At 72.7% G+C, this 23,801-nt stretch carries 20 protein-coding genes; 11 read left to right on the forward strand and 9 right to left on the reverse strand.

What is annotated here, in order from left to right; all coding sequences use genetic code 11:
* The first annotated feature begins 98 nt into the window (after positions 1–98).
* A complete protein-coding gene (locus tag ACL02T_RS25435) occupies positions 99–2,432 on the forward strand; it encodes a hypothetical protein (RefSeq protein ID WP_412833286.1) in 2,334 nt (777 codons plus the stop codon).
* 116 nt (positions 2,433–2,548) lie between these two features.
* Here the strand turns inward: ACL02T_RS25435 and ACL02T_RS25440 are convergent, their stop codons facing one another.
* Together ACL02T_RS25440 and rfbB are read right to left on the reverse strand one after the other, a co-directional pair.
* Positions 2,549–3,115, reverse strand: coding sequence for a dTDP-4-dehydrorhamnose 3,5-epimerase family protein (locus ACL02T_RS25440; protein WP_412833287.1), 567 nt, complete (start codon positions 3,113–3,115; stop codon positions 2,549–2,551).
* A complete protein-coding gene (gene rfbB / locus ACL02T_RS25445) occupies positions 3,112–4,095 on the reverse strand; it encodes a dTDP-glucose 4,6-dehydratase (RefSeq protein ID WP_412833288.1) in 984 nt (327 codons plus the stop codon). The genes ACL02T_RS25440 and rfbB overlap by 4 nt, the downstream gene beginning before the upstream one ends.
* Before the next feature lie 40 nt (positions 4,096–4,135).
* Here rfbB and ACL02T_RS25450 point away from each other — a divergent pair, with 40 nt between their 5' ends.
* The 4 genes from ACL02T_RS25450 to ACL02T_RS25465 all read left to right on the forward strand — a co-directional run bounded on the left by ACL02T_RS25450 (position 4,136) and on the right by ACL02T_RS25465 (position 7,785).
* Positions 4,136–4,966, forward strand: coding sequence for an SDR family oxidoreductase (locus tag ACL02T_RS25450; protein WP_412833289.1), 831 nt, complete (start codon positions 4,136–4,138; stop codon positions 4,964–4,966).
* Positions 4,963–5,856, forward strand: coding sequence for a glucose-1-phosphate thymidylyltransferase RfbA (rfbA, locus tag ACL02T_RS25455; protein ID WP_412833290.1), 894 nt, complete (start codon positions 4,963–4,965; stop codon positions 5,854–5,856). The genes ACL02T_RS25450 and rfbA overlap by 4 nt, the downstream gene beginning before the upstream one ends.
* Before the next feature lie 83 nt (positions 5,857–5,939).
* Positions 5,940–6,914 (forward strand): ERCC4 domain-containing protein, encoded by a 975-nt coding sequence (locus ACL02T_RS25460; RefSeq protein WP_412833291.1) that lies wholly within the window; start codon positions 5,940–5,942, stop codon positions 6,912–6,914.
* Positions 6,915–7,059: 145 nt separating this feature from the next.
* Entirely contained in the window at positions 7,060–7,785 is a 726-nt protein-coding gene (locus ACL02T_RS25465; protein ID WP_412833292.1) for a glycosyltransferase family 2 protein, read from the forward strand.
* Positions 7,786–7,846: 61 nt separating this feature from the next.
* Here the strand turns inward: ACL02T_RS25465 and ACL02T_RS25470 are convergent, their stop codons facing one another.
* Positions 7,847–8,491, reverse strand: a complete 645-nt coding sequence (locus tag ACL02T_RS25470; RefSeq protein ID WP_412833293.1) for a response regulator — start codon at positions 8,489–8,491, stop codon at positions 7,847–7,849.
* 152 nt (positions 8,492–8,643) lie between these two features.
* Between ACL02T_RS25470 and ACL02T_RS25475 the strand changes: the two genes are divergently transcribed.
* Positions 8,644–9,069, forward strand: coding sequence for an ester cyclase (locus tag ACL02T_RS25475; RefSeq protein WP_412833294.1), 426 nt, complete (start codon positions 8,644–8,646; stop codon positions 9,067–9,069).
* A 37-nt stretch (positions 9,070–9,106) separates the two neighbouring features.
* Here ACL02T_RS25475 and ACL02T_RS25480 read toward each other — a convergent pair whose 3' ends face one another.
* The gene (locus ACL02T_RS25480; protein ID WP_412833295.1) at positions 9,107–10,153 is read right to left on the reverse strand and encodes an LCP family protein; all 1,047 of its coding nucleotides are present in this window, start codon (positions 10,151–10,153) and stop codon (positions 9,107–9,109) included.
* Positions 10,154–10,383: 230 nt separating this feature from the next.
* Between ACL02T_RS25480 and ACL02T_RS25485 the strand changes: the two genes are divergently transcribed.
* A complete protein-coding gene (locus ACL02T_RS25485; protein ID WP_412833296.1) occupies positions 10,384–11,484 on the forward strand; it encodes a class I SAM-dependent methyltransferase in 1,101 nt (366 codons plus the stop codon).
* Positions 11,485–11,494: 10 nt separating this feature from the next.
* On the opposite strand, the gene ACL02T_RS25490 is transcribed toward ACL02T_RS25485, so the two are convergent.
* The gene (locus ACL02T_RS25490; RefSeq protein ID WP_412833336.1) at positions 11,495–12,811 is read right to left on the reverse strand and encodes a glutamate-1-semialdehyde 2,1-aminomutase; all 1,317 of its coding nucleotides are present in this window, start codon (positions 12,809–12,811) and stop codon (positions 11,495–11,497) included.
* A 374-nt stretch (positions 12,812–13,185) separates the two neighbouring features.
* Here ACL02T_RS25490 and ACL02T_RS25495 point away from each other — a divergent pair, with 374 nt between their 5' ends.
* The 4 genes from ACL02T_RS25495 (at position 13,186) to ACL02T_RS25510 (ending at position 17,654) form a co-directional block, all read left to right on the forward strand.
* Positions 13,186–13,929, forward strand: a complete 744-nt coding sequence (locus ACL02T_RS25495; RefSeq protein WP_412833297.1) for a phosphatase PAP2 family protein — start codon at positions 13,186–13,188, stop codon at positions 13,927–13,929.
* Between the two features lie 196 nt (positions 13,930–14,125).
* Positions 14,126–15,391 carry an MATE family efflux transporter gene (locus tag ACL02T_RS25500; RefSeq protein WP_412833337.1) on the forward strand — a complete coding sequence of 422 codons (1,266 nt, stop codon included), beginning with the start codon at positions 14,126–14,128 and terminating at the stop codon, positions 15,389–15,391.
* Positions 15,388–16,338, forward strand: a complete 951-nt coding sequence (locus tag ACL02T_RS25505; protein WP_412833298.1) for a glycosyltransferase family 2 protein — start codon at positions 15,388–15,390, stop codon at positions 16,336–16,338. The genes ACL02T_RS25500 and ACL02T_RS25505 overlap by 4 nt, the downstream gene beginning before the upstream one ends.
* Positions 16,335–17,654 carry a polysaccharide pyruvyl transferase family protein gene (locus ACL02T_RS25510; protein WP_412833299.1) on the forward strand — a complete coding sequence of 440 codons (1,320 nt, stop codon included), beginning with the start codon at positions 16,335–16,337 and terminating at the stop codon, positions 17,652–17,654. The genes ACL02T_RS25505 and ACL02T_RS25510 overlap by 4 nt, the downstream gene beginning before the upstream one ends.
* Here ACL02T_RS25510 and ACL02T_RS25515 read toward each other — a convergent pair.
* The 4 genes from ACL02T_RS25515 to ACL02T_RS25530 are packed head-to-tail and all read right to left on the reverse strand — an operon-like array spanning position 17,599 to position 23,568.
* Positions 17,599–19,179, reverse strand: coding sequence for a right-handed parallel beta-helix repeat-containing protein (locus tag ACL02T_RS25515; protein WP_412833300.1), 1,581 nt, complete (start codon positions 19,177–19,179; stop codon positions 17,599–17,601). The two genes, ACL02T_RS25510 and ACL02T_RS25515, sit on opposite strands and share 56 nt — an antisense overlap.
* 1 nt (position 19,180) lies before the next feature.
* Positions 19,181–20,605, reverse strand: coding sequence for an O-antigen ligase family protein (locus ACL02T_RS25520; RefSeq protein WP_412833301.1), 1,425 nt, complete (start codon positions 20,603–20,605; stop codon positions 19,181–19,183).
* Between the two features lie 9 nt (positions 20,606–20,614).
* The gene (locus tag ACL02T_RS25525) at positions 20,615–22,360 is read right to left on the reverse strand and encodes a Wzz/FepE/Etk N-terminal domain-containing protein (RefSeq protein WP_412833302.1); all 1,746 of its coding nucleotides are present in this window, start codon (positions 22,358–22,360) and stop codon (positions 20,615–20,617) included.
* Positions 22,357–23,568 (reverse strand): glycosyltransferase family 4 protein, encoded by a 1,212-nt coding sequence (locus ACL02T_RS25530; protein ID WP_412833303.1) that lies wholly within the window; start codon positions 23,566–23,568, stop codon positions 22,357–22,359. The genes ACL02T_RS25525 and ACL02T_RS25530 overlap by 4 nt, the downstream gene beginning before the upstream one ends.
* Positions 23,569–23,801 lie beyond the last annotated feature (233 nt).

Raw genomic sequence — 23,801 nt, forward strand, 5'->3', positions numbered from 1 at the left:
ACGCTGCCACGAGCGGTTGGCCGCACGGATACAGCCGGTGATCTCGCGGTCACCCGCTCGGGTTGTTCACCCGTCGCCGGCCGACGACGATGGGCCGCATGCGCTTCCGGCGGGCGGCCCTGGCCCTGGTCGCGGCGGCCGGTCTCGCCGGGCTCGCGGGCTGCGCGATCTCGGGGCCGACCCCGCTGTGCGATCAGGCGCGCGCGCTCGTCGACCAGGGCCAGCTGGCCCAGGCTGCGGAGCTGTTCGCCCGTGCCCAGGTGCGGGCCGAGGGGCAGTGTGCCCAGAACGGGCTCGACGAGGTCGGCGACCGCTACGCGATGGCCTACGAGGACGCCGCCCGCGGAGCCGCCGCCGAGATCGAGGGCCGGACCGATATCGCCCGCTCCGCCTACGAGTCCGCGCTCCGGCTCGACGCCGGCAACCAGGCGGCGTCGAACGGTCTGGTCCGCCTCGACCTGCCGGCGGCCGAGCGCAGCAGCCCGCTGCCCCTGCCCGCGGTCGCGCCCTACCCGCAGGCCCGGTGGTGGACGGGCTGGCAGCTCGCGGTGCCGGCCCTGGTGCTCGGCCTGCTGGCCGTCGCGGGCGTGGCGGCGTTGTGGCGGCGGGGTGGGTCGGTCCGGTACGACGAGCCGGACGGCGCCGGCCCGAACCCTCCCGGACGCAGGCCCGGACGAGCCGGCGCCGGGTGGCTCGGGTGGGGTCGAGGTCGGACCGACCGGCGGGCGAGCTCGGCCGCCCGAGACGCCGAGCCGTGGGACGAGGTCGGGCCCTCGGCGGACGGGGACCCGGCGTGGGACGAGGAGTGGTCCGGAGGGGACGAGCGCGTCCGCGGCGGGGAGCCCGGCGGCGGAGAGGGCCGCGGGAGGGACGCGGGCGGGGGCAGTGGCGGGCGACCGGGCCTCGCCCGCGGCGGCGCCACGCCCGAGCCGCGTGCAGGACGCTCGTGGCTGCAGGGCCGGGACCTCGGACGCGGCACGGCGCGGCGCGGCTCCCGCCGCAGCACGCCGGCGGAAGCCGACGCCCGGTGGGACCAGGCCCGCGCCGGGGCGCAGGACGAACGCGAGCCCGCCGCCGTACTCCCTCCGGGCTCCCGCCCGCTCCCCGCCGCGTCCGGCGCCGCGGCGGCCGTCGGGGTCCTCGGGGCCGGTGAGGTCGCAGCCGAGAGCCGGGAGACCGATTCGACGACCCGGCGGCCGGACGAGCCGATCCCGCGACGCGAGGTGGAGCCGTCACCGCCCCAGCAGGCCGAGCCGCCACCTCAGAAGGCCCAGCCGACACCGCAGGAGCCCCCGCCGCAGGAGGTGGCCGAGCCGTCGCCGCAGCAGAGGGCTCACCCCTCGGAGCCGAGCGAGGCCGAGCAGCCGGCCTCGGACGACGCCGAGCCGACCGACGCCGGCACCGTCACGGCCGGCTCGCGCGAGGCACCACCATCCGCGGAGCCGGAGCCGGAGCCGGAGCCGGAGCGCGGGCGGGCGGATCCGGTGGAGGGGCGAACGGACGAACCGCCCGCAGCCGAGTCGGGCGGGGGCGGTCCCGACCCGGCGGAGAGCGGACGGACCCCGAGCCAGGCCCGGGACGTGGAGCCGCGCGGAGCCGAGCCGCCCCGGTCGGGCGGCCGCACCGTCGCCAGCACGATCCCGGGGCCGGATCCGACGCTCTCGGACGACGAGCCGGTCGAGGAGCGTGCGGCCGCCGAGGCACCCGCCGTGCCGGCGGCGAAGCCCGAGCCGGCTCTCCGCGCTCAGCTCGCCGATCTCGACCTGGAGGTCGGGCAGCTCCAGCGCATCCTGAACCGGTCGCTCCGCACCGACCGCGACGGCGGACCGCCCCGCTTCTTCGCCACCCGCGAGCCGGTCAAGGGCCCGGCCGTCGCCGTCACGCTCGCGATCGTGGCCCTGCAGCTCACCGGCGGCGGACACACCGGCACGACCCTCTGCATCCGCCGCACGGTCTCGGCCGAACGGCAGCCGGGTCCGTGGGTGCCGGAGGCCCGCGACGACCGCTGGCAGGACGTCGCCGAGGAGGTCGACCACCGCCTCCCCGGCACCATCAACGACTCCGACGGCCGGATGTGGATCACGCCCGGCCGGGACGAGCTCCGCGGCGTCCTGCTCGACCTGAACCGGATCCGTCCCGCGTGGCTGCCCCTGCTGCACGGCGACGACCCGAGCACCTCGGTCCCGCTCACCGCGCCACCCCCGGATCAGGTCACGGGCCTGCGGACCGCCTTCGACGGAGCGCAGCCGCTGGTCAGCCCGCAGCCGCTCCCCTCGGGCATCCGCCTGCTCGCGATCGTCGACGCCCTGCTCGCCGGCCCCGCCCTCACCAACGTCCGCGTCGACGCCGTCGCCAACGAGGTCCTGGCCCTCGCGACCGCCGAGTCCGTCGAACACGCGCTCGACGACCACCTGCTCGCCCTCGGCCGCTGAGCCCACCGGACCTCGAGATCAGCTGGCGTGGACCGGCACGATCGGGATCCGACCGGGCACGTCCACAACCGGTGATCGTGTCCAGCCGGGTGTGGCTCGGCCGCGGACCGCGCCCCCTACCGGTACACCGGCAGGATCCCCTGGTCCTTCGCCTCGGCGAGGGTCGGTGCGTCCCGGTCCTTGTCCGACAGGATGAGCTCGAGATCCGACGGCCACGGCAGGCCCAACGACGGGTCCAGCGGCGAGATCCCGTGCTCGGCCGAGGGGTTGTACGGCGTGGAGCACAGGTAGGCCATCACCGTCGCCTCCTCCAGCGCGACGAACGCATGCCCCAACCCCTCACTCAGGTACACCGCCCGCAGGGAGTCGGAGTCCAGCTCCACCGCCTCCCACCGCCCGAAGGTCGGCGACCCCACCCGCACGTCGACGATCACGTCGAGCAGCCGGCCCGACGGGCACGACACGTACTTCGCCTGGCCCGGCGGCACGTCCGCGAAGTGCACCCCGCGCACCACCCCGAGCCGCGACACCGAGTGGTTGGTCTGCCCCACGACCAGGTCGAACCCCAACGCCTCGGAGAACACCGGCCCCTGGAACGGCGCCACGAACATCCCGCGCCGGTCCGGGAACACCGGCGGCTCGAACACCCATGCCCCCGAGATCCCCAGCTCCCGGTACTTCACGACGCCACCCCGCCTCGCAGGGAAGCAGCCTTGAGCGGCTCCCACCAGTCCCGCCGCTCCCGGTACCACGCCACCGTCTCCGCCAGCCCCACCTCGAACGGCACCCGCGGCTCGTACCCCAGCTCCGAGCGGATCTTCGACCAGTCCACCGAGTACCGGCGGTCGTGCCCCTTGCGGTCGGGCACCGGCTCCACCCGCGACCAGTCCGCCCCCACGGCCTCGAGCAGCCGCGCGGTCAGCTCCCGGTTCGTCAGCTCCGTCCCGCCGCCGATGTTGTAGACCTCCCCCGCCCGCCCCGAGGCCGCGACCAGCGCGACCCCCCGGCAGTGGTCGTCGACGTGCAGCCAGTCCCGCACGTTGAGCCCGTCGCCGTACAACGGCACCGTGCCCCCGTCGAGCAGGTTGGTCACGAACAACGGGACGACCTTCTCCGGGAACTGGAACGGCCCGTAGTTGTTGCTGCACCGCGTGATCGACACGTCCAGCCCGTGCGTGCGGTGATACGACCGCGCCAGCAGGTCCGAGCCCGCCTTCGACGCCGAGTACGGCGAGTTCGGCTCCAGCACGTGGTCCTCGCGCCACGACCCCGAGTCGATCGAGCCGTACACCTCGTCCGTCGACACGTGCACGAACTTCCCCACCCCGGCGTCCGACGCCGCCTGGAGCATCACCTGCGTCCCGACCACGTTCGTCGACACGAAGTCCGCCGCCCCCGCGATCGACCGGTCCACGTGCGACTCCGCCGCGAAGTGCACCACCAGGTCACAGCCACGCACGGCCGCCGCGGCCGCCGCGGGATCCCGGACGTCCCCCACGCGCAGTTCCACGTCGCAGCCGGCCAGGTTCTCCCGCCGCCCCGCGTACGTCAGCAGATCCAGCACCCGCACCGACCCCGCCGAGACCGGGTACGCACCGGACACCAGCGACCGCACGAAGTGCGACCCGATGAACCCCGCCCCACCCGTGACCAGAACGCGCACCCGGCGAGGGTAGCGACGGACCGGTCGACACAATGACCCCGTGCGCGCCCTCATCCTCGGAGCCGGCGGCCAGCTCGGGAAGGCGCTGGCCGCGGCCCTCCCCGACGCCCGGGCCCTCACCCGCGCCGACCTGGACCTGACCGACCCGGCCGCACTCGCCGCCGTCGACTGGTCGTCCTTCGACACGGTGTTCAACGCCGCCGCCTACACCAGGGTCGACGCCGCCGAGACCCTCGAGGGCCGCCCCCTCGCCTGGGCCGCCAACGCCACCGCCCCGTCGGCGCTCGCCCGCATCGCGACCGAGCACGACCTGCGCCTGGTGCACGTCTCCACGGAGTACGTCTTCGACGGCACCCACGAAGGCCCGATTTCCGAGAACACCCCCGTCGCCCCGCTCAGCGCCTACGGGGCCTCGAAGGCCGCCGGCGACGCCGCCGTCGCGACCACCCCGATGCACTGGATCGTCCGTCCGACCTGGGTGATCGGCGACGGCGCGAACTTCGCCCGGACCATGCGCACCCTGGCGCACAAGGGCGTCCGCCCGACCGTCGTCGCCGACCAGATCGGAAGGCCCACCCTGGCGTCCGACCTCGCCGCCGGGATCCTCCAGCTTCTCGAGTGCGATCCCGGCACCTACCACCTCACCAACGACGGCGAGCCCGCCACCTGGGCGGACGTCGCCCGGTTCGTGTTCGCGGCCTCGGGACGCGACCCCGGCGACGTCACCGACACCACCACCGCGGCCTACTTCGCCGACAAGCCCGATGCGGCCCGACGGCCGTCGAACAGCGTCCTCGACCTGTCGAAGGCGAGGAAGGCCGGCGTCACGCTGCCGGACTGGCGCGCGAGCCTGGAGGGCTACCTGACGTGAAGGGCATCGTCCTGGCCGGTGGCACCGGCACCCGGCTGCACCCGATCACCCGCGGCGTCTCGAAGCAGCTGCTGCCGGTGTTCGACAAGCCGATGATCTACTACCCGCTGTCCACCCTGATGCTGGCCGGGGTCCGGGAGATCCTGATCATCACCACGCCCGAGGACGCCCCGAGCTTCCACCGTCTCCTCGGCGACGGCAGCGACCTCGGCCTCGCCCTGACCTACGCCACCCAGGCCGAACCCAACGGCATCGCCGAGGCCTTCCTCATCGGCGAGGACCACATCGCGGGCGAGAACGTCGCGCTCGTGCTCGGGGACAACATCTTCCACGGCCCCGGCTTCTCGAGGACGCTCCGCGACGCCCGCGACGGCCTCGGCCCCGAGGGCGACGGGTGCGTCCTGTTCGGTTACCCGGTCAAGGACCCGCAGCGCTACGGCGTCGGCGAGGCCGACGAGCAGGGCCGGCTGATCTCGATCGAGGAGAAGCCCGACAAGCCTCGCTCCGACCGCGCGATCACCGGCCTCTACCTCTACGACAGCCAGGCGGCCGAGCTGGCCGAGAACCTGCGGCCGTCCGCCCGCGGGGAGCTGGAGATCACCGACCTCAACCGCGCCTACATGGAGCAGGGCCGCGCCCGGCTCGTCGACCTCGGCCGTGGCTTCGCCTGGCTCGACACCGGCACCCACGAGTCGCTGATCGAGGCCGGGCACTACGTGCAGGTCCTCGAGAACCGCCAGGGCATCCGCATCGCCTGCCTCGAGGAGGTCGCGCTGCGGATGGGCTTCATCGACGCCGAGGCCTGCCACGCCCTCGGGGAGAAGCAGGCCAAGAACGGCTACGGGCAGTACGTCATGGACGTCGCGACGTCCTTCAGCGCGACACGCTGAGCGACCCGACGGTCGTGTCCCGCGCGGCACGCCCCGACCGGCACGTCCGGGGCAGCCCTTGCGCGGTGCGTCAGACTCGCCGGGTGGAGCTGATCGTCGCCCGCAATCCCGACCCGGCCAGCTCGCTGCCCTACCTGATCCGGGTGCCGTGGGCCGGCGGGCTGGTGTTCCGGGCGAAGGACACGTGGCCGCGGACCAAGGCGATCTACTGCCACCCGGTCGGCGACGACGAGTGGCCGGACGACGCCGAGATCGTCGAACGGGTGGCGCTCAAGTCCTGTGTGCGGCGCGGCGCCGCGATCGACGTCGTCGCCGACCGGGGCCGCGAACAGCGCTCCCAGATCGTCTACACCCGCGCCCGGGGCCGGGAGATGGTGTTCTGGCAGTCCCCGCGGACCCGCCGGCAGGCCCGCCCGGACGTCCGGCTCCCGACCGCCCGCGCCGCCGGCATCCCCGAGCTCGAGATCGTGGTCGACGCCCACGAGCGCTACGCCTACTCCTTCGCCGGGCAGCAGGTGACGACGACGAAGCGGGGCCTGGCCTGCGGCGACTACGCCGTCCTGGGCACCGACGGGACCGTCGTCGCGGCCGTGGAGCGCAAGTCGCTCGCCGATCTGATCGGCAGCGTCTCGGACGGCCGGCTGCGCTTCGCCCTGACCGAGCTCGCCACGCTGCCCCGCGCGGCCGTGGTCGTCGAGGAGCGGTACTCGTCGATCTTCAAGCAGGACCGCGTCCGGCCCGCGGTGATCGCGGACGGCCTCGCCGAGCTGCAGGTCCGCTGGCCCGCGATCCCGATCGTCTTCTGCGACACCCGCGCGCTCGCCGAGGAGTGGACCTACCGGTTCCTCGCCGCGGCGCGCTCCTGGGCCGACACCGAGGTCGCCGCCGCGGAGCGGATCGGCGGCGCGTCCGCGCTGGTCGACGCCCCGGCCGCACCCCCGCCGTCGACCGCCGAGGTCCGGCGGTGGGCCCGGGAGAACGGGATCGCCGTCCCGGACAGGGGCCGGCTGCGGCCCGAGGTGCACGAGGCGTGGCGCAGGGCGCATTCGGCCGGGTAGTCCGGTGCGCGAGGAAGGTCGGTTTACAGTTCAACCACCTGTGTAACGCGTTCGCCGCGGGCGGCGATAGCGAGGCGGGCCGGTGCGTCGTCACCGGTCCGCGCCCGTGGCGGTCGGGCGCGTCGACACAGGCGGGGGTGGCGAGATGCACGGTCCGGGCACTGCGCGAGCGCGGGTCTCGGTCGTCGTGCCGACGCGCAACGAGCGCCGCAATGTCGAGCACCTCCTGGCCGGACTGCATCCGAGCCACGAGGTCGTGCTGTCCGACGGCGGATCCGTCGACGGCACGGTCGAGGCCGCCCGGCTCGCGCGGCCGGACTGCCGGGTCGTCGCGCAGGGCTGGAACCGGGGCTCGAGCCTGCTGGCGGGCCTGCACGCGGCGCGCGGCGACGTGCTCGTGATGCTCGACGCGGACGGGTCCACCTGCCCGAGCGAGGTGCCGCGGATGGTCGCGGCGATCACCGACGGCGCCGACGTGGTGCGCAGCGCCCGCGCCACCCGCCGCTCACCCTCCGAGACCGCGCTCGCGGCCGTCGCCTCGGCGTGCCTCGCCGCGACCGTCACCGATCCGTGGTGCGGGACGACCGCGCTGCGACGCTCGGTCGTCCCGCGACTCGGGCTGCCGGACCTGACCCGCCACGCGACCGAGTTCGAGCTGCTCCTCGTCGCCCGCGCGGCCGCGGAGGGGCTGGCGGTGCGCGAGGTGCCGGACGTCCGGGCCGCGCCCTGGCACCGGCCCGGCCCCCGCCCGTCGGTCGCCGAGACCATCCGGATGCTGCGGACCCTGCGGGCGGAGCGCCGGTCGGACCGCGCGCACCCGGTGGTCCCGCTGCCCCGCACCTCGGTCGAGGGGATCGCCGACCGTTCCTGACGCCCCGGCCGGGCGCCAGCACCTGCCGGCGCAGGCCGCCCCCGTCACCCGCTGGACCCGGTCAGCCCCGCACCCGACGGACGGCGGCGAGCACCATCCCCATCAGCTGCTCGGGCGTGTCCGCCCACCCCTCGGCCCCGTGCCGCACCGCCTCGTCGAAGCGTTCCGGCCGCCCCGACCGCGCGTAGACGACGAACGGGGTGTGCACGCCCGCCGCCCGCAGCTTCTGGAGCAGGTCGTACCCGGCCTGCGGGTGCTCCAGGCGCTCCATGTCCGAGACGACGACGTCGTAGGCCGGGTTCCGGCCCACCCGCTCCAGGGCGTCCTCGGTGGAGGAGCTCAGCTCGACGTCGACGCCCAGCGCCTCCAGCGCCGCCACCTCGTCCCGGTTGGTGCTGGGGTGGTCGTCGACCCAGAGCACGCGTGCCCGGCCGCCGGCGTCGTTCAGCATCGTCGCCGCGGTGTCGACCCGATCGAGCGCGGCCTGCTGCCCCATCGGCGGTGCGCCCTTGGCCGCGGTGGCCCGAGCGAGCGCCGTGGCGGCCTGCTGCCGGCTCGACGCCGAGATCTCCAGCCCGCCCGGCCCCTTCACCGTCAGCGAGCCGGACAGCAGCCGGCTCAGCGGCGTCCGGAACAGCACGACGACGAAGACCACGAGCACCGGCCACACCAGCACGCCGATCAACCCGGTGACGTCCGCCAGCACGACGCCTCCTCTCCCGGCCCGGGACTCGCGGGCGGTGAGCACGCCGTTACGCGTACGCAGAACTGCGCAGCGACGGCGCGGCCGGCGGGGAGCACCCTGGTTTCCCCTCCGTGACCGATCGGGGGGTCTTCCCACGGGACGAGGTGACGACGATGGACGACCTGCAGCTCATCCGGGACGAGTTCGCGACCTGGAACGACCGGGACCTCGACGGCTGGCTGGCGCTCTACTCGACCAAGGCGGTGTTCGACTCCCCCGGCGGGGTGCACCTGGAGGGGCACGACGGCGCCCGGCAGTTCTGGACGGGCTACCACGAGGGCTTCCCGGACCACCGGATCACCGAGCGGAGGATCTTCGGCCAGGACGGCCAGGTGCTGATCGAAGGGACGTTCGAGGGCACCCACACGGGCCCGATGCCGACGCCGGACGGCCAGGTCGTGGAGGCCACCGGCAAGCCGGTCCGCGTGCCGTTCTGCGTCGTCTACCTCGTCGAGAACGAGGTGATCGTCGGCCACACCCTCTACTTCGACCAGATGGAGATGCTCATCCAGCTCGGCCTGGTCCCCGCCGCGAGCTGAGCTGCGGAGGCGCCGATGGGGGGTCGGCGCCTCCTGCTCAGTTCGGCGTACCGGACAGCGCCTCGCCCGGGTGCGCGGCGACGTACTGCGCCGTCGTCCCCGCGCGGAAGGCGGACCAGAGCAGCGTCCCGGCCTGCTCGTCGAGGTAGACGACGGACTGGGCGCCCTCGCGTCCGAGCCCTGCGACCGGGGCGCTGGTGAACGTGACCCCGGCCGGCCGCAGCCCCTTCATCTCCAGCGCCAGGTCGCGCAGGCCGCCGTTGGTCAGGGTGTCGTCGACGCTGACGGTCCGGCTGGTCGCGTCGACCAGGTTGTAGAGGCCGACCGGGTCGGACAGGTCGTCACCGGCCTTCGCCAGCACCGCCTTGATCGCGTTCTGCTGGCGCTTGGCCCGGTCGAGGTCGCCGCCGGGCAGGTCGTGGCGCTGCCGCACGTAGGCCAGCGCCTGCGCCCCGTCGAGGTGGTTGAGGCCCTCGTGGAAGGCGACGCCGGCGTTGCTCGTCGCCGCCGCGACCCGCACGTCGATCCCGCCCACCGAGTCGACCATCTCCCGGAAGCCCGCGAAGTCGATCACGCCGAAGTGGTCGACGCGCACCCCGGTCAGGTTCTCGACCGTCCGGATCAGCAGCGGTGCCCCGCCGAACGCGTATGCAGCGTTGATCTTGTTCATCCCGCGGCCGGGGATGTCGACCCAGCTGTCGCGCGGGATCGAGGTGACGGCGGCGGTGCGGCCGTCCCCGGCCACCCGGGCCAGCATGATCACGTCGCTGCGCTGGGAACCGGCGTCCACCCCGGCCGGGGCGTCCGTACCGGTGGTCGGCTCGGGCGAGCGGGTGTCCGTGCCGATCAGCAGGAAGGTCGTGCCCCCGGTGGTCGCCGGGCGGGCGTCGGCGGGGATGCCGGCGAAGGCGTCGGGCACCCGGCCGACGTTGTTGCCCAGGCTCTCCGTGAGGATGTAGATCGCCGCCGCGGCCGCCAGGATCAGCGCCAGGACGGTGACGAGCAGGCCGATCAGGACCCGGCGGCCCTTCCGGCTCCGTCTCCCGACGGCGTCGAGCACCACCGTGGGCGCGTCCTCGTGCATACCTCTCCCGTCTCACGACCTCGATCGTCTTGTCCGAGACGGGGCACGGGGTGTTACACGAGTCAGCAGAAGGGGCCGTGCGTGGTCCTCCCGCACGACCGTCGTCGCTCGAGGATCTCGACGTACTAACGCGCACCCGTCGTGTCGCGACTCCAGGGTTACCGCGCGCAGCACTTGGCCCGGTCGCCGTGGCAGTGCGGCGTCGTCCCCGACCTCAAGGACGCTCCGACATGATCCGTTGCCGATTCTGCGGCTCCGAGCAGGGTTCCGTCGTCCTCGACGCCGGTCGCCAACCGGCCAGCGACCTCTTCCCGGCTGCGTCGGAGCCGGGTCCCGACGAACTGTACCCGCTCCGGATGTGGATGTGTGCGAGCTGTCATCTCGCTCAGCTCGTCGAGGACCCGACGGTCCCGGAGGAACCCCGTGGCCAGGAACCCGAGGCGTTGCTGCGGCAGGCGGCGGACGCCGTCGGGTCGCTGGCTGCCGCCGGCTTCCTGCAGCCGGGGTCGCGCGTCGTGGAGTACACCAGCCCGCACGGCGGTGATTGGCTCCCCCTGCTCACCGCTCGCGGGCTCGTGGCCGCCGCGCCCGACGAGCAGGCCGACCTCGTCGTGGACAACATCAGTCTCATGCATGAGCGCGACCAGGCGGCCGCGCTGCGGGAGCGGGTCGAACGGCTCACACCCGATGGCGTGATCGCCTTCCAGTACCACTCGCTCGCGACGATCCTCTCGCGCGCGCAGTGGAACGCACTGCGCCACGGGCACTACGCCTACTACTCGACCCCAGCCCTGATCGGGATGCTCCAGGCCATGGGGCTGGCGGCCGTCACAGCCGCCGGCTTCCCGCTCTACGGCGGCACGGTCCTTCTGGTCGCGCGCCGCGGCGGGCGTCCGGACGACCGCCTTCGACAGATCCTCGCCGAGGAGATCGAGGCGGGCGTCCTCGACGCAGTCACCGCGGAGGCGTTGCAGCGGGACTGTGCGGCCACCTCCGAGGCCCTCGCGTCCTTCGTGCGCGCGGAGCGCGCGGCGGGTCGGCGCGTGGTCGGGTACAGCGCCGCGTCACGGGCCGTTGCCCTGCTCTGCCGAGCCGGGATCGGGCCCGAGCTCCTCGAGGTGATCGGGGACGCCTCCCCCGCCAAGCGCGGGCGTCGCATGCCGGGCAGCGCGATCCCGATCGTCGACCCGGCCGCCCTGGTCGGGACCCGGCCCGACACGGTGGTGCTCTTCGTGCCGGACCTGCTCGACGAGGTGCGCCGGGCGATGCCGGAGATCGAGGCGAACGGCGGGACCTGGGTGGTGGCGGAGGATCTCGTCCCGGCGCGGTGACCGCGCCGGGTCAGGCGAACCGTCGGAAGACCGGCTTGACCGGACGTCCTCCCGTGTAGCGGAGCGGGTCCCCGGCTTCGAGGGCCAGACGGTAGACCTCGCAGGCGTCGGCGACGACCTCGATCGTCCGGTCGACGTCCTCGTCCGTCAGCGCGGCGCTGACCACGAACGACGGGCCGAGCACGCCACCGCGGACGAGTTCGCGCAGGAACAGCGTCCGGTACTCCTGCGAGGGACGGCCGGTTCCATCGAGCGTCGCAAAGACGAGGTTGCTGGAGCGCCCACGGACGACGACGTGCTCCCCCACGCCCGCCCGTGTCGCAGCCTGCGAGACGCCGGCACGCAGCCGGTCGCCGAGCCGGTGCAGCTCGCCGATCACGTCCTCCTCGGCGAAGACGTCCATGACGGCCATGGCCGCGGCCAGCGAGTGGGTCTCCGCCCCGTGCGTGGTGGACAGCAGGAACACCCGCTCGTGCTCGTGCCGGAGGCCGCCCCGCTCCATGACCTCGCGGCGCCCGGCGAGCGCCGACACGGCGAAACCGTTGCCCAGGGCCTTGCCGAAGGTCGAGAGGTCGGGGACGACGCCGTACAGGCCCTGCGCACCGGCCGGCGACCACCGGAACCCGGTGATCATCTCGTCGAGGACGAGCAGGCACCCGTGCCGGTCCGCCAGCGCCCGCACGCCGGGCAGGTAGTCGGCAGGCGGGTCGAAGGCCGTGGCCGCCTCCATGACGAGGCAGGCGATGGCGCCCTCGTGCTCCGTGAGCAGCGCGTCGAGCGCGTCGAGGTCGCCGTAGGGGAACGCGAGCGTGTCCTGGGGCGGAATACCGCTGGGCATCGGCGTCGTGCCGATGAACCAGTCGTCCGTCGAGAAGAACGGCTGGTCCCGGCACACGGCCACCATCGGGCGACCCGTGTGCGCGCGGGCGAGACGGACGGCCGCTGTCGTGGCGTCGGACCCGTTCTTGGCGAACTTGACCATCTCCGCGGTCGGCACGGTCTCCAGGAAGCGCTCGGCCGCCTCGGCCTCGACCAGGCTCGGCCTGACGAAGTTGGTACCCCTGCCGATCTGCGCCTGAACCGCGCCGACGACGCGAGGGTGGGCGTGCCCCAGCACGACCGATCGCAGACCGGACCCGTACTCGATGTACCGGTTGCCGTCGACGTCCCAGACGTGGGCACCCCGGCCGTGCGAGATGACGGGAGCCAGCCCCTCGGGGTACTGGTCGTCGCCCTTCGCATAGGTGTGTGCGCCGCCGGGGACGGCCCGGTGGAGACGTTCGTTGACCTCCTGCGACCTTCGCCGGGATCGCGTGCCGCGGTGCACACCGTGCAGTCGCTCCCCCTCCGCGGGCGCGTCACCGATGCACGGTTCCACCGGAGGCAGGAGGGCGGTCGTCACCGGTGACGGTCGGTCCTCTCGGCTGTCGAACACGGTCCCCCCGGGATGTTCAGAGGCGGCGAACGCCGGACGAGCCGGTCGCGCCGGTGCGGGTCTGCCGGCCCGTTGCGGCGCTGCACCGATCGCTCCGACGGATCGTAGGGCGGTTCGCCACCCGTGCTCGCGCCGTTACCGGTGGGGCGCCTCGACCGCGAGGTAACACGGGCCGGAGAGCGACCGAGCCCCGCACGACGGGCCCTCGTGCGGACCGGCGCAGGAGGGTGAGGACGACCGGACCCGAGACCGTCGCAGGAGGTCTCATGCCAGGAGCGGCACCAGCCGGGCGCGCGGCACTTCCGGGGGAACACGCTCTCGCGATCGCGGTCGCCGTCTCGTCCCTGATCGCCGCGATCACCATGGCGCTCCTGCTCGCGGGAGGGAGCACGCCGACCCGGGCCGACTCCCTCGTCCGAACCGCGGTGGCCGATGTCTGGTCGGAGCCCGAGCCGGGCGCGCTCGTCGTCGACTGGCTCGGGAGCCCCGAGGCCCTGCTCGCCCAGACCGCGCTCGTGGCTGTCGTGTGCCTCGCCGTCAACCGCCTCCGCATCGCGCTGGTCGCCGGCATCGCTCCGTGGGTCGTCGCCGCTGTGACGACCGGCGCCAAGCCGCTGGTCGCCCGGACGATCCACGAACCCTGGAACCTCGCCTTCCCGAGCGGCCACACGGCCGCCACCACCGCGGTGGCGCTGGTCGCCGGCCTGCTCGTGGCAGATGTTCTGTGCGTGCGGAGCCCGGGCTCCCGAATCGTCGTCGCGCTCGCCTTCGGGTTCGTCGGCGGCGGCGCCATGGCCGCTGCCCAGGTCGCTCTGGACGCGCATTACCCGTCCGACTGTCTCGGGGGGTTCCTCACCGCGATCGCGGCGGTGTTCCTCATGGCGGTGTCCGTGGACCGGGTGGTGGCGAGCAGGAATCAGCCGGCGCCCGAGGAGACGCGTGGCGGTCGGGCGGCCGACCGAGGCGGCCACGACCCCGGCGCTCGACCCGAACGCGACGACGGACGGTAACGGCCTGCGAGGTGGACACGAGCACAGGCCTGCCGGTGCCGGGAGCGCTCCGGAGTCCGACGAGGAAGTCCGACAGGAGCAGGACCTCGATGACGGGGACGGTGACGTGAGTAGCGGCGACGTCGAGGTCGGTCCGGCGAACCAGGTCCCCCCCGTAGGCGGGCCGACCCGGGGCTGGCGGGCCGTCGCCGGTCGTCTGAGCTGGGGGCTCGCCGACCAGGCCGTCTCGAGCCTCACGAACTTCGCCGTCGGCATCGTCGTCGCGCGCTCGCTGGGTGCGGTGGAGTTCGGGGCCTTCGGTCTGGCGTGGGTGACCTACGGGGTCGTCCTCAACCTCTGTCGGGGGCTGGCCACGGACCCCCTCCTGGTGCGGTTCAGCGGTGTCGAGCGGATGTCCTGGCGAGCGGCGGTCGCGCAGGTGTCCGGCAGCGCCGTCGTCCTCGGCGCCGTCGCGGGGGGTGGGAGTGTCCTCGTCGGCGCTCTGCTGGGCGGCACGGTGGGCAGCGCGTTCGTCGCACTCGGGCTCGTGCTGCCGGCGCTGATGCTCCAGGACAGCTGGCGCTACGCCTTCTTCGCCGCCGGCCGAGGCCGCAGCGCCTTCGCGAACGATCTCGTCTGGGGTGTGGCGCTCGTCCCCGCGCTGCTCGTGGCGGACCGGGAGCCCAGCGTCTTCGGCTTCGTCCTCGCGTGGGGAGTCGCTGCCGGCGCTGCGGCGCTGTGCGGGTGGATGCAGAGCCGGGTCATGCCCCGGCCGGGTGGGACGTGGCGATGGCTGGTCGAGCATCGCGAGCTCGGCGTGCGCTACATGCTCGAGAACGTCAGCATCAGCGGAGCATCCCAGTTGCGGATGTACGGGCTGGGCGCGCTGGCCGGACTGGCCGCGGTGGGCACCGTCCGCGGGGCCGAGCTGCTGCTCGGCCCGTTCATGGCCGTACTCATGGGTCTGAGCAACGTCGCTGTTCCCGAAGCGTCCCGGGTGGTGAGACGCCGGCCCCGCGGTCTCCCGCTCTTCTGCCTGGTCCTGGGCGGCGCGCAGGCGGGTGTGGCACTCCTGTGGGGACTCGGGCTTCTGCTCCTGCTCCCGGATTCCTGGGGAAGGTTCGTGCTCGGGGACGTGTGGCCGACCGCCTCGGCGCTGATCCTCCCCGCCACCTTGTCGGTCATGTTCGCCAGCATCTCGGCAGGTGCCGCCGCCGGTGTCCGGGCGCTCGGCGCGGCCCGCCTGAGCCTGCGGGCCCAGACCTGGGCATCACTCGCCTATGCGACCGGAGGTCTCGTCGGGGCCGCCCTCGGTGGCGCACGAGGTTCGGCGTGGGGGGTGGCCACTGCCACGTTCATCGGCGCCGTCGTGTGGTGGGTTCAGCTCCGCTCCGGACACCGGGTGCACCTCCGCCCCCCGCTGCCCCGCACCACCCGCTCCGCCCCGCCCCTGGGCACAGCACGAGGAGAGGAGACCTCATGATCGCCGCGCCACGGCTCAGCATCGGACTTCCTGTCTACAACGGGGAGAAGTACCTCGCCGAGTCCCTCGACGCGCTGCTCGGCCAGACCTACGGCGACTACGAGCTCATCATCTCGGACAACGCCTCGACCGACGGGACGGAGGAGGTGTGCCGCGACTATGCGGCCCGAGACCCCCGAATCCGGTACGTACGGCAATCGCAGAACATCGGAGCCTGCCCGAACCACAACTTCCTGGTGCACGAGGCGAGGGGCGAACTGTTCAAGTGGGCGTCCCACGACGACCTCTACGCACGGACCCTCCTGGAGCGCTGCGTCGACGCCCTGGACGACCGGCCGGAGATCGTGCTCGCCCACGCGTGGCAGGCCATCATCGACGGCGACGGCCACGTCGTCCTGCCGGTCGACTACTCCCTGACGACCGACTCGCCGTCTGCGGCCGAGCGGTTCCGGAGCGTGCTGTTCACCGTCGGGGGCGACGACTTCTACGGGGTCATGCGCACCGAGGTGCTGCGGCGCACCCCGTTGAACGGCAGTTACCACCACTCGGACCGGACCCTCATGGCCGAACTCGCCCTGAACGGGCAGTTCCACCAGGTGCCGGAGCGGCTGTTCTTCCGGCGCGACCATCCCGACCGGGCGGAGCGCGCGCGGCCGACCAAGCGTGCTCGCAGTGCGAACATGGATCCCCGCCGTGCCGATCGGCTCCGGCACCCGATGGTCCGCCTTCTCGCGGAGTACGTGTGGGGATTCGTCGCGGCCGTTCGACGGGCGCCGATCTCACCTGCCGAACGGCGGCGCTGCTACGGCCACCTCGCACACTGGATGGCCAGCCGTGCCCTCCCGGGGTCGTCACAGCGCATGGAGGATCGTCCGCCGGTGTCCGTCGACCCCACCGAGCCGTCCGTGGATTCGATCGTGGCGGGTCGGGAGCGGCGGTCGGCATGAGGGGACGTCCGAGCCGATCCCGAGGACGTCCCCCCGCCGTCGGGGTCTTCGGCCTCCTGGGCTCGGGCAACCTCGGCAACGACGGGTCGATGGCGGCGGTTCTGGCCCATGTCCGGTCCGCGCATCCGGACGCGCGCCTGGGTGCCCTCTGCGCGGGTCCCGATCGGGTGGCCGAGCGCTACGGGGTCCCTGCTACGCGTATGAACTGGTTCGAGGGGGAGTATCGGACCGCGGCCGGCCCTCGGGCGATCGCACTCAAGGCACTCGGCAAGGTGGTCGACGCCTTCCGGACCGCTGCGTGGGTCCGCCGCCACGACCTGGTGATCGTGCCCGGGATGGGTGTGCTCGAGGCGACCCTGCCACTGCGGCCGTGGGGTTTCCCCTACTCCTTGTTCCTCCTGTGCGCCACCGGACGACTGCTGGGCACGAGGATCGCGCTCGTCGGGGTCGGCGCCGACGAGATCCGGCGCGGCGCCACCCGGCGACTGATCGTCTGGTCCGCCCGGCTCGCCCACTTCCGCTCCTACCGCGACGAACTGTCCCGCGACGCTCTCGCGCACATGGGTGTGGACACGGCCGAGGACCCCGTGCACCCCGACCTCGCGTTCGCCCTCGACCTGCCCACGGCTGGAGCGCGGTACGGGGGCGGCGTCGGCGTCGGCGTGATGGACTACAGCGGCAGCAACGACGACCGCGCAGATGCACAGGAGATCCGGGCACGGTATCTGCAGCGGATCACCGAGGTCGTGCGTCGACTGCTCCGCGAGGGACGGGAGGTACGGCTCTTCACCGGCGACGAGGCCGACGAGGTGGTCGTTGCCGAGATCCTCGCCGAGGTCGCCACCAGGCCCGACGGCGTGGATCCCGCCAAACTGCACGCCGGCGCCACGAGTGATCTGGAGACGCTGATGGGGCAGATGGGCAGGATGGATCTCGTCGTGGCCACCCGCTACCACAACGTGCTGTCCGCGCTCGCCGTGGCGACGCCCACCATTTCGCTCAGCTACGCCGGCAAGAACGACGCGCTCATGGCGGACATGGGATTCGCCGAATTCTGCCAGCCGGTGAGAGGTTTCGAGGTCGACCGGTTGTTCGAGCAGATCGCGGAACTCGAAGACCGGCAGCACGAGGTCCGGGCAACGCTCACCGAGCGTACGGAGCAGGCCGCACGCCGTGTCACGGAGGTGCTCGCCCAACTGTCGCCGGCGCTGCTGCCCCCTGCCGGCGGGCAGGCCGCAGTATCGACGAGACTCCGGACCCTCACCCGCCGCTCGACCGTGGACGTGGGTCCTCCACCAGCTCCGCCTGCCCGTTGAGGTCGCGCCCCCAGGCTGTCTGCCACCGGCTCCAGTCGAGCTCGCTCCCGGCCCAGCGGAACTGCGGCTCGGTCAGGGAGCTGAGGAAGTAGGTGTTGTTGTCGAAGCGATTGCCGTTCGCCGCGAAGATGCCCGGGTTTCCGGTGTCCTCGACCGCACCGGTCATCTGACCGCGGTAGAGCGTGACGGTGTTGTCGTGCACCCGTACGTTCCGGACGACGTGGGGGCCGTGCGGCGCGGGCTCCTCGAGCTCGCGGTTGCCGCTGTCGATGAGGCTGATCCCGTTGGCGTTCCCCGTGACCGTGTTCTGGGCGATCTCGATACTCCGGATCCCGCCCGAGGACTGGATCTGGATACCCGCGTCCCACGCCCAGCCCTTGTGCACCCGCCCGTTCCCGATGATGTCGTTGTACCTGATCACCGCGTCGTAGCTGATCTCGTACTGGATGCCGGCGTGCCAGTTGTCCGCGACTCTGTTGAACTCGTAGACGGTGTCCATGTTCCCGCCGTCCGACCACAGGCCGGGCCCCATGTTGTCGTGGACGTAGTTGTGGGCGACGGTCTGGTTCTCGGTCATCCAGCTCTTGCCGCCGCCGGCCTCCCACTCGGCCGAGTAGCCTGCTTCTCCGTTGTAGGCGATCTCGTTGTCGGTGATCGACGAATCCGAGCCCCACGCCCCGAAGCCCAACTGGCCCTGATGATGAATCACGTTGCCGGTGACCGTCGCAGCACTGCCGACTCCCACGCCGACACCGTGGTTGAGGCGCACCTCGTTGTTCAGCAAGCGCCACCCGGAGCCTGCGACGCCGGCTACGTAGGGGAGTATCTGGCGACTTTCGATCGCGCCGACCTGGGCCGGGTTCGCCGCGTGCTCGACGACGAGGTTGGCAACGGTGACATCGTCGGCCGTCGAGCGGATGAGGCTCTCCGCCACTGCCTGCTCGACGAGGTGTGCCCCAGGATCGTCGCCGATCGTGAGGGTGTTGGAGCCGTAGTCGGCGTACACACTGCCCGGGGTGACCTGGGAGAGCGAGGTGACCCTTCGTAGGCGTTGCTTGTCCAGGAAGACGTCCTCGGCATCGGTGCAGGTGGGCGCGTCGTCGAGACACTCCCCGGCGTCGCTCGGGGCGCGCGGCAGGAAGCCGGTGGTGGACCAGACGTCCCCGCTGCGTCGCCAGCCGGTCAGCGGCTTGGAACCGCTCAGCGTCGCCCCCTGGAGACCGATGAGCACGTCGCCGTCGCGAGGCACCACCGGCGACTCCAGGCGGTACGTGCCGGCTGCCAGGCAGAACGTCGTCCCTGGCGGGTGCGCGTCGATCGCCTGCTGCACGTCGTCGGCCGTCGTGATCGACACTCCGCTGCACGAGCGGGGAACGGGTCCGACGGCGCCCGTCAGACCGGCCGGCGGGACGGGCGCGCGGGGAACGGGTCGCTGCTGCCACTGCAGGACCGACACGACGACGAGGACGAGCAGTGCGACGACGGCTCCGAGGGACATCCGTCGGGCCGACACCGCACCGGCCATCTCACCGTCTCCCTTGCGCCGGCTGTGTCCCGTCCGGCGAACGCGACACGGGGGCACCCCCGTCGAGCCACGCCCGCTTGGTCGTCACTCCCACGCCGAGTCCGAACGCCGTCCACAGCAGAACCGCGATCTGGGGTCCCTCGAGCTGAGGGTCGAAGATCGAGGAGATCAGGATCGCGGTGACGACGACCAGGCACAGCACCGCGAACTGCCTCCGCGCGTGCAGCGCCTGCCGGCCGAGCCGCCGTGCCCCGCTGACGAGACGCCAGTACCACGCGGCCCAGAGCACCACCCACAGCGAGAAGCCCACGACACCCATCCGGGCGAGGATGTGCAAGTGCGAGTTGTGGGGACTCCGCAGCGACTCCTTCCCGGCGTCGTACACCCCGACCTCCGAGGCCAGGTTCTGACCGAACCCGGAGCCGTCGATGAGGTGGCCCTCGCCCACCTGCTTGGCGATGATCTTCGACCACAGCTGCTCGCGGCCCTCGACCGTGCCGTCCAGGTTGCCCTCCGCGTCACCGCCGCCGAGGCTGCCGATGTTGTCGACCAACTGCGACACGGAGAACGTGCGCCCCTGGATGCCGGCCAGCGGGATGTCGATCCGGAGGAAGCTGACGAATCCGACCGTCACGGAGATGAGGAGCACGGCCTGGATCCCGAGCCGCAGCCGGTCCTTGAGGAAGAGCAGGCCGATCGTGGCGCCTGCTGCGACGCCCAGCAGGCCACCCCGGTTCTGGGTGGCGGAGAGCAGGATGACCGTGAGGGCGAGCACGCTCCAGGCCATCCGGCGGGTGGAACTCCGGTCGTCGCGAATCAACCACAGAAACCCGAGCACCAGGAGCGCGGCTATTGCCGCGTTGCCCGGCTTGTGTGACAGCACGGAGACGGTGCTGAAGGGGACGTAGGGGGCCTTCTCCGCTGCGGGCCCGAGCAGCAGAGCCGCGGGAAGCCACAGGAGCAGCCACGGCGCCAGCCTCCTGAGCTGGACGACCAGCCGGTCGGGGAGGTCGGGCGACCGGGCGAGCGCGGCCACGCCGAGGAAGGCGAACAGGCAGTAGTACCAGAGCGCGGAGTCGCGGATGGCGTCCATCCCGTACTCGGCCATGCCGGGCACCGCCCGCACGAACCCCCAGAGGACGAAGACCGTGAGCAGCGCCAGAAGCGGTTCGTCCCTCATCGGGATGCGCAGGTATCCGGTCGCGCCGAGTACGCCGAGGACGCCGGCACCGAGCACGATCTCCCCGATGTAGAACGGTGTCCCGGGAGGATGGAGATAGGCGAACGCCCTGTCGAACAGCAGGTACCCGGCGAGGAGGGGCCCCAGCAGCCGACCGTAGAGGTCGAGGAGCCGGCCGGGTCCCCGAGTGCTGTCGGGCAGGAACGAGCCGCCTTCCCTGTCGGAGGTGGGCAGTCGAGCGGACACCGGGAGGCCCTACCGACGCGGCTGGGGCACCGGGAAGGACGCCGCACCGCCGCCGGTCCGCCGTCGCGGATCCTCGTGCACCGCGGACTGCGCATCCTGATCGCCGTCGGCCGATGGCCTCCCCGGGGCCAGGCGGCCGACGACGGTCCGGACCGATGCGAGCGGTGACTGCTTCGCGGTCCGGTGGAAGACGTAGCCCAGGACCTCCGGGTCGATCAGGTGGAGACGGTCCACGACGTCGACGTGGTCCCGCACCAGGTCCTGCTCGCCGACCACGACGACGATTCCGTCGCAGGCACCGGCCAGCTCGCCGGCCTCGGCCACCTCCAGCACCGGCGGGCTGTCGACCAGGACGACGTCGAATCCCTCCGCGACCTCGGCCAGGAGGCTCTTCGCCGCCTTCGCGTAGGCGGCGCCCGTGATCGAGGGCGCCGTCGAAGGACCGGCTCCGAGGACGGTCACCGCCTCGTTCCAGGGACTGGGCCGGAGGCGATCGACTGCGGCACCCTGGCCCGCGACCAGCTGGGCCCACCCGTCCGCCGGGTCGTCGCCGGGAAGGAGCAACCCGGTCAGGACGCCGTCGGCACCCGCGTCCACGACCAGGACGCGCGTGCCGCCGGCGGCGAGGGCGAGGGCGAGGTCGGCCACGAGAACGCTGCGTCCCGGGTTCGGCCGCGGGGAGACGACGGCGAGGACCTGCGCTCGCGCCCGGGTGGCGCGGATCCGTTCGAGCGTCCCTGCAGCGAACTTGACAGCCTGGCCGGCGACTCTGGGCTCACCGCGGACCATCACCGGCACACCGACCGGAGCGGATCCGTCGGGCTGCGCCTTCCCGATGTCGAGGGCGGGAACCTCACCGATCAACGGGGCGCCGTAGAGCGCGCCCGGCCCGGCTCGGTCGTCGAAGCGCTTGCGGCGCACCGCCCAGACGTAGGCGAGCGCGGCGCCGAGGACGAGCCCGAGCACCAGCCCGATGATGGCCGCGTTCCTCGAGTTGGCGTTGACGGGCACCTCGGGCGTGCCGGCCCACGCGACCGTCGGTTGCCGCGCGAGGTCGACCTGGCCGGCGACCAGGGCTTCCGTCCGCTGGTTCTCCAGCGCGCCGTACTGCTGCCGGGTTCGCGGGTCCCTGATCGCCCGCTCGATCCCGGCGGCTCTCGCCTCGGCGTCGGCGAGGATCGCCGCGGACCGCACTTCGTTGAAGGCCTGCAGAGCCGAGTTCGCACCGACCTGGGCTGCCCGGGCGTCAGGCCAGGTGAAGGCCACGGCGACCGTGGTGGATCCGAAGCTGCCGGGGTTGGCCCCCTCCGGAGGGGTGATCTCGAACGAGCTGCGGTCGCCGATGAAGTCGTCGACGACGAAGACGTCATCGCGGAGGCCGTCGTTGGCGATGCGGGTGGCCTGCTCCGCGACCTCTCGCGAACGCAGCAGCAACACCTGGCTGTCCAGGTACTGGTCGGCCTCCTCGCTCGGCGTCGACACCGGCAGCGGCACCGTCACGCTCCCCCGGGCCCGATACAACTCCGGGACGACGAGTGTGTAGCCCACGGCGACCGCCATCGTGATCAGAGTGACCACCACGACCATCGGCCAGTGTCGGCGAACCGCCCCGAACACCGTCGGCTCCTGCCCGAGCTCGTCCGTGCCCCGCGACTTCCCGCCCACGGCACTCGCCTCGTCTGACCTGACCATGGATGCCGGACCCCCTGCGTAACCGGAGAAGAGCCGTTCGGCCTTCACCTCTGGATCGGTCACCGCGCACCAGCGCTGTGCCGAGGATTGTGATTGCCGGTCGGACGACCGATCCGACGGATCCTCGCGGCCTCGTAGGCAGCGAGGAGACGGGCGTAGCTCGTGCTCGGAGTCATGTGCCGGAGATAGTGCTCGCGCGCATCCGCCGCAGCCCGCAGGAGTTCGTGACGGTTGGCGAGCCGCGCATCCAGTGCGGAGCCCAACCCGTCCACAGTGGGCGCGCACAGCCAACCGCCGTCGGCGATGAACGACCGGGCGTTGGGCGTGTCGCACGCCAGGACCGGGCGGCCGTGCGCGAAGGCCTCCGCGACCACCGTCGGGAGACCCTCGTACCAGAGCGACGGCACGGCGACCAGCGCGCAGGCGCGGATCCGCTCGGAGACGAAGTCCGCGGGCCGCTCGCCGTGGTACACGATCGATCCTCCCGATGCCGCGGCACGGCCTGCGACGTGCTCGGCGTCGGGGCCGTTGCCGATCACCTCGAGGACGACGTCGCGGGCAGCCGCCGTGCGGATCCACGCGTCGAGCAGGAGGCGGATGCCCTTCTCCGGCGAGAGCCGGCCGATGAAGAGCACGGTGCGGCCCGGCTCGTCCGGCGTGCCCGGATCCGAGGTGCTGGTCGGTCGGACCACGACGGAGGCGGGGTCGGCCCCCAGCGCGATCATGCGATCCGCGACGAACCGGGTGAGGACGACGTGCGCGTCCAGCTGGGCCCACAACCTGCGGTCGATCACCTGGTTGACGGCCACGGGGATCGACTGGAGGCGAGAGCCTCGGTAACAACCGTGCGCAACCGCCGGCCACGGCAGGACCGCCGAGGTGCACTCCTCACAGAACCTCTCGTTGCGGTAGTGCGTGCCGGCAGCGCAGGTCCTGCGGTAGTTGTGGATCGTCTGCACGGTCGGTATCCCGCGCGTGACGGCCTCGTCGAGCACGCTCGTCGTGAGCAGCGGGAAGAGGTTGTGCACGTGCACCACGTCGGGGACCCAGCCGGCGTCGAGGACCCGGGCGAGATCCTTCCGGGGGCGCCTCGCCCGCACGCCGAAGTTCACCGCGAGCAGCGCCCCCGGCGTGATGTCGTCCGACGACCTCGTGAACTCCACGACGTCGTGCCCGTGCCGCCGCAGGAGATCGACGTCGCGCCTGACCGCGCTGTTCTCACCGGATGGTTCGCGGGAGATGTAGAAGTTGTGGGCGACGAGGACCTTCATGCCGCCCCCGCCGGACCCGACGTCGTCGCGACCGTCGCGGAGCCGCGTCCGCCGTGAGCCGGAAGCTGCACATCCACGGTCCACGCCATCGTGGCTTCCACTCCTCGAGGCCTCCCCCACCGTGCCCGGAGACGACGCGCCGCCGGCGGGGGAACGGGTCGGACGTCGGGTCGTTCGTCCGGCATTCCGGCTTCGTTAACGGCGTCGCCGGACTCGTCTGGGCGATCTGTCCG

Source organism: Pseudonocardia oceanicola (assembly GCF_047200735.1).
In the GTDB taxonomy this organism is placed as follows: domain Bacteria; phylum Actinomycetota; class Actinomycetes; order Mycobacteriales; family Pseudonocardiaceae; genus Pseudonocardia.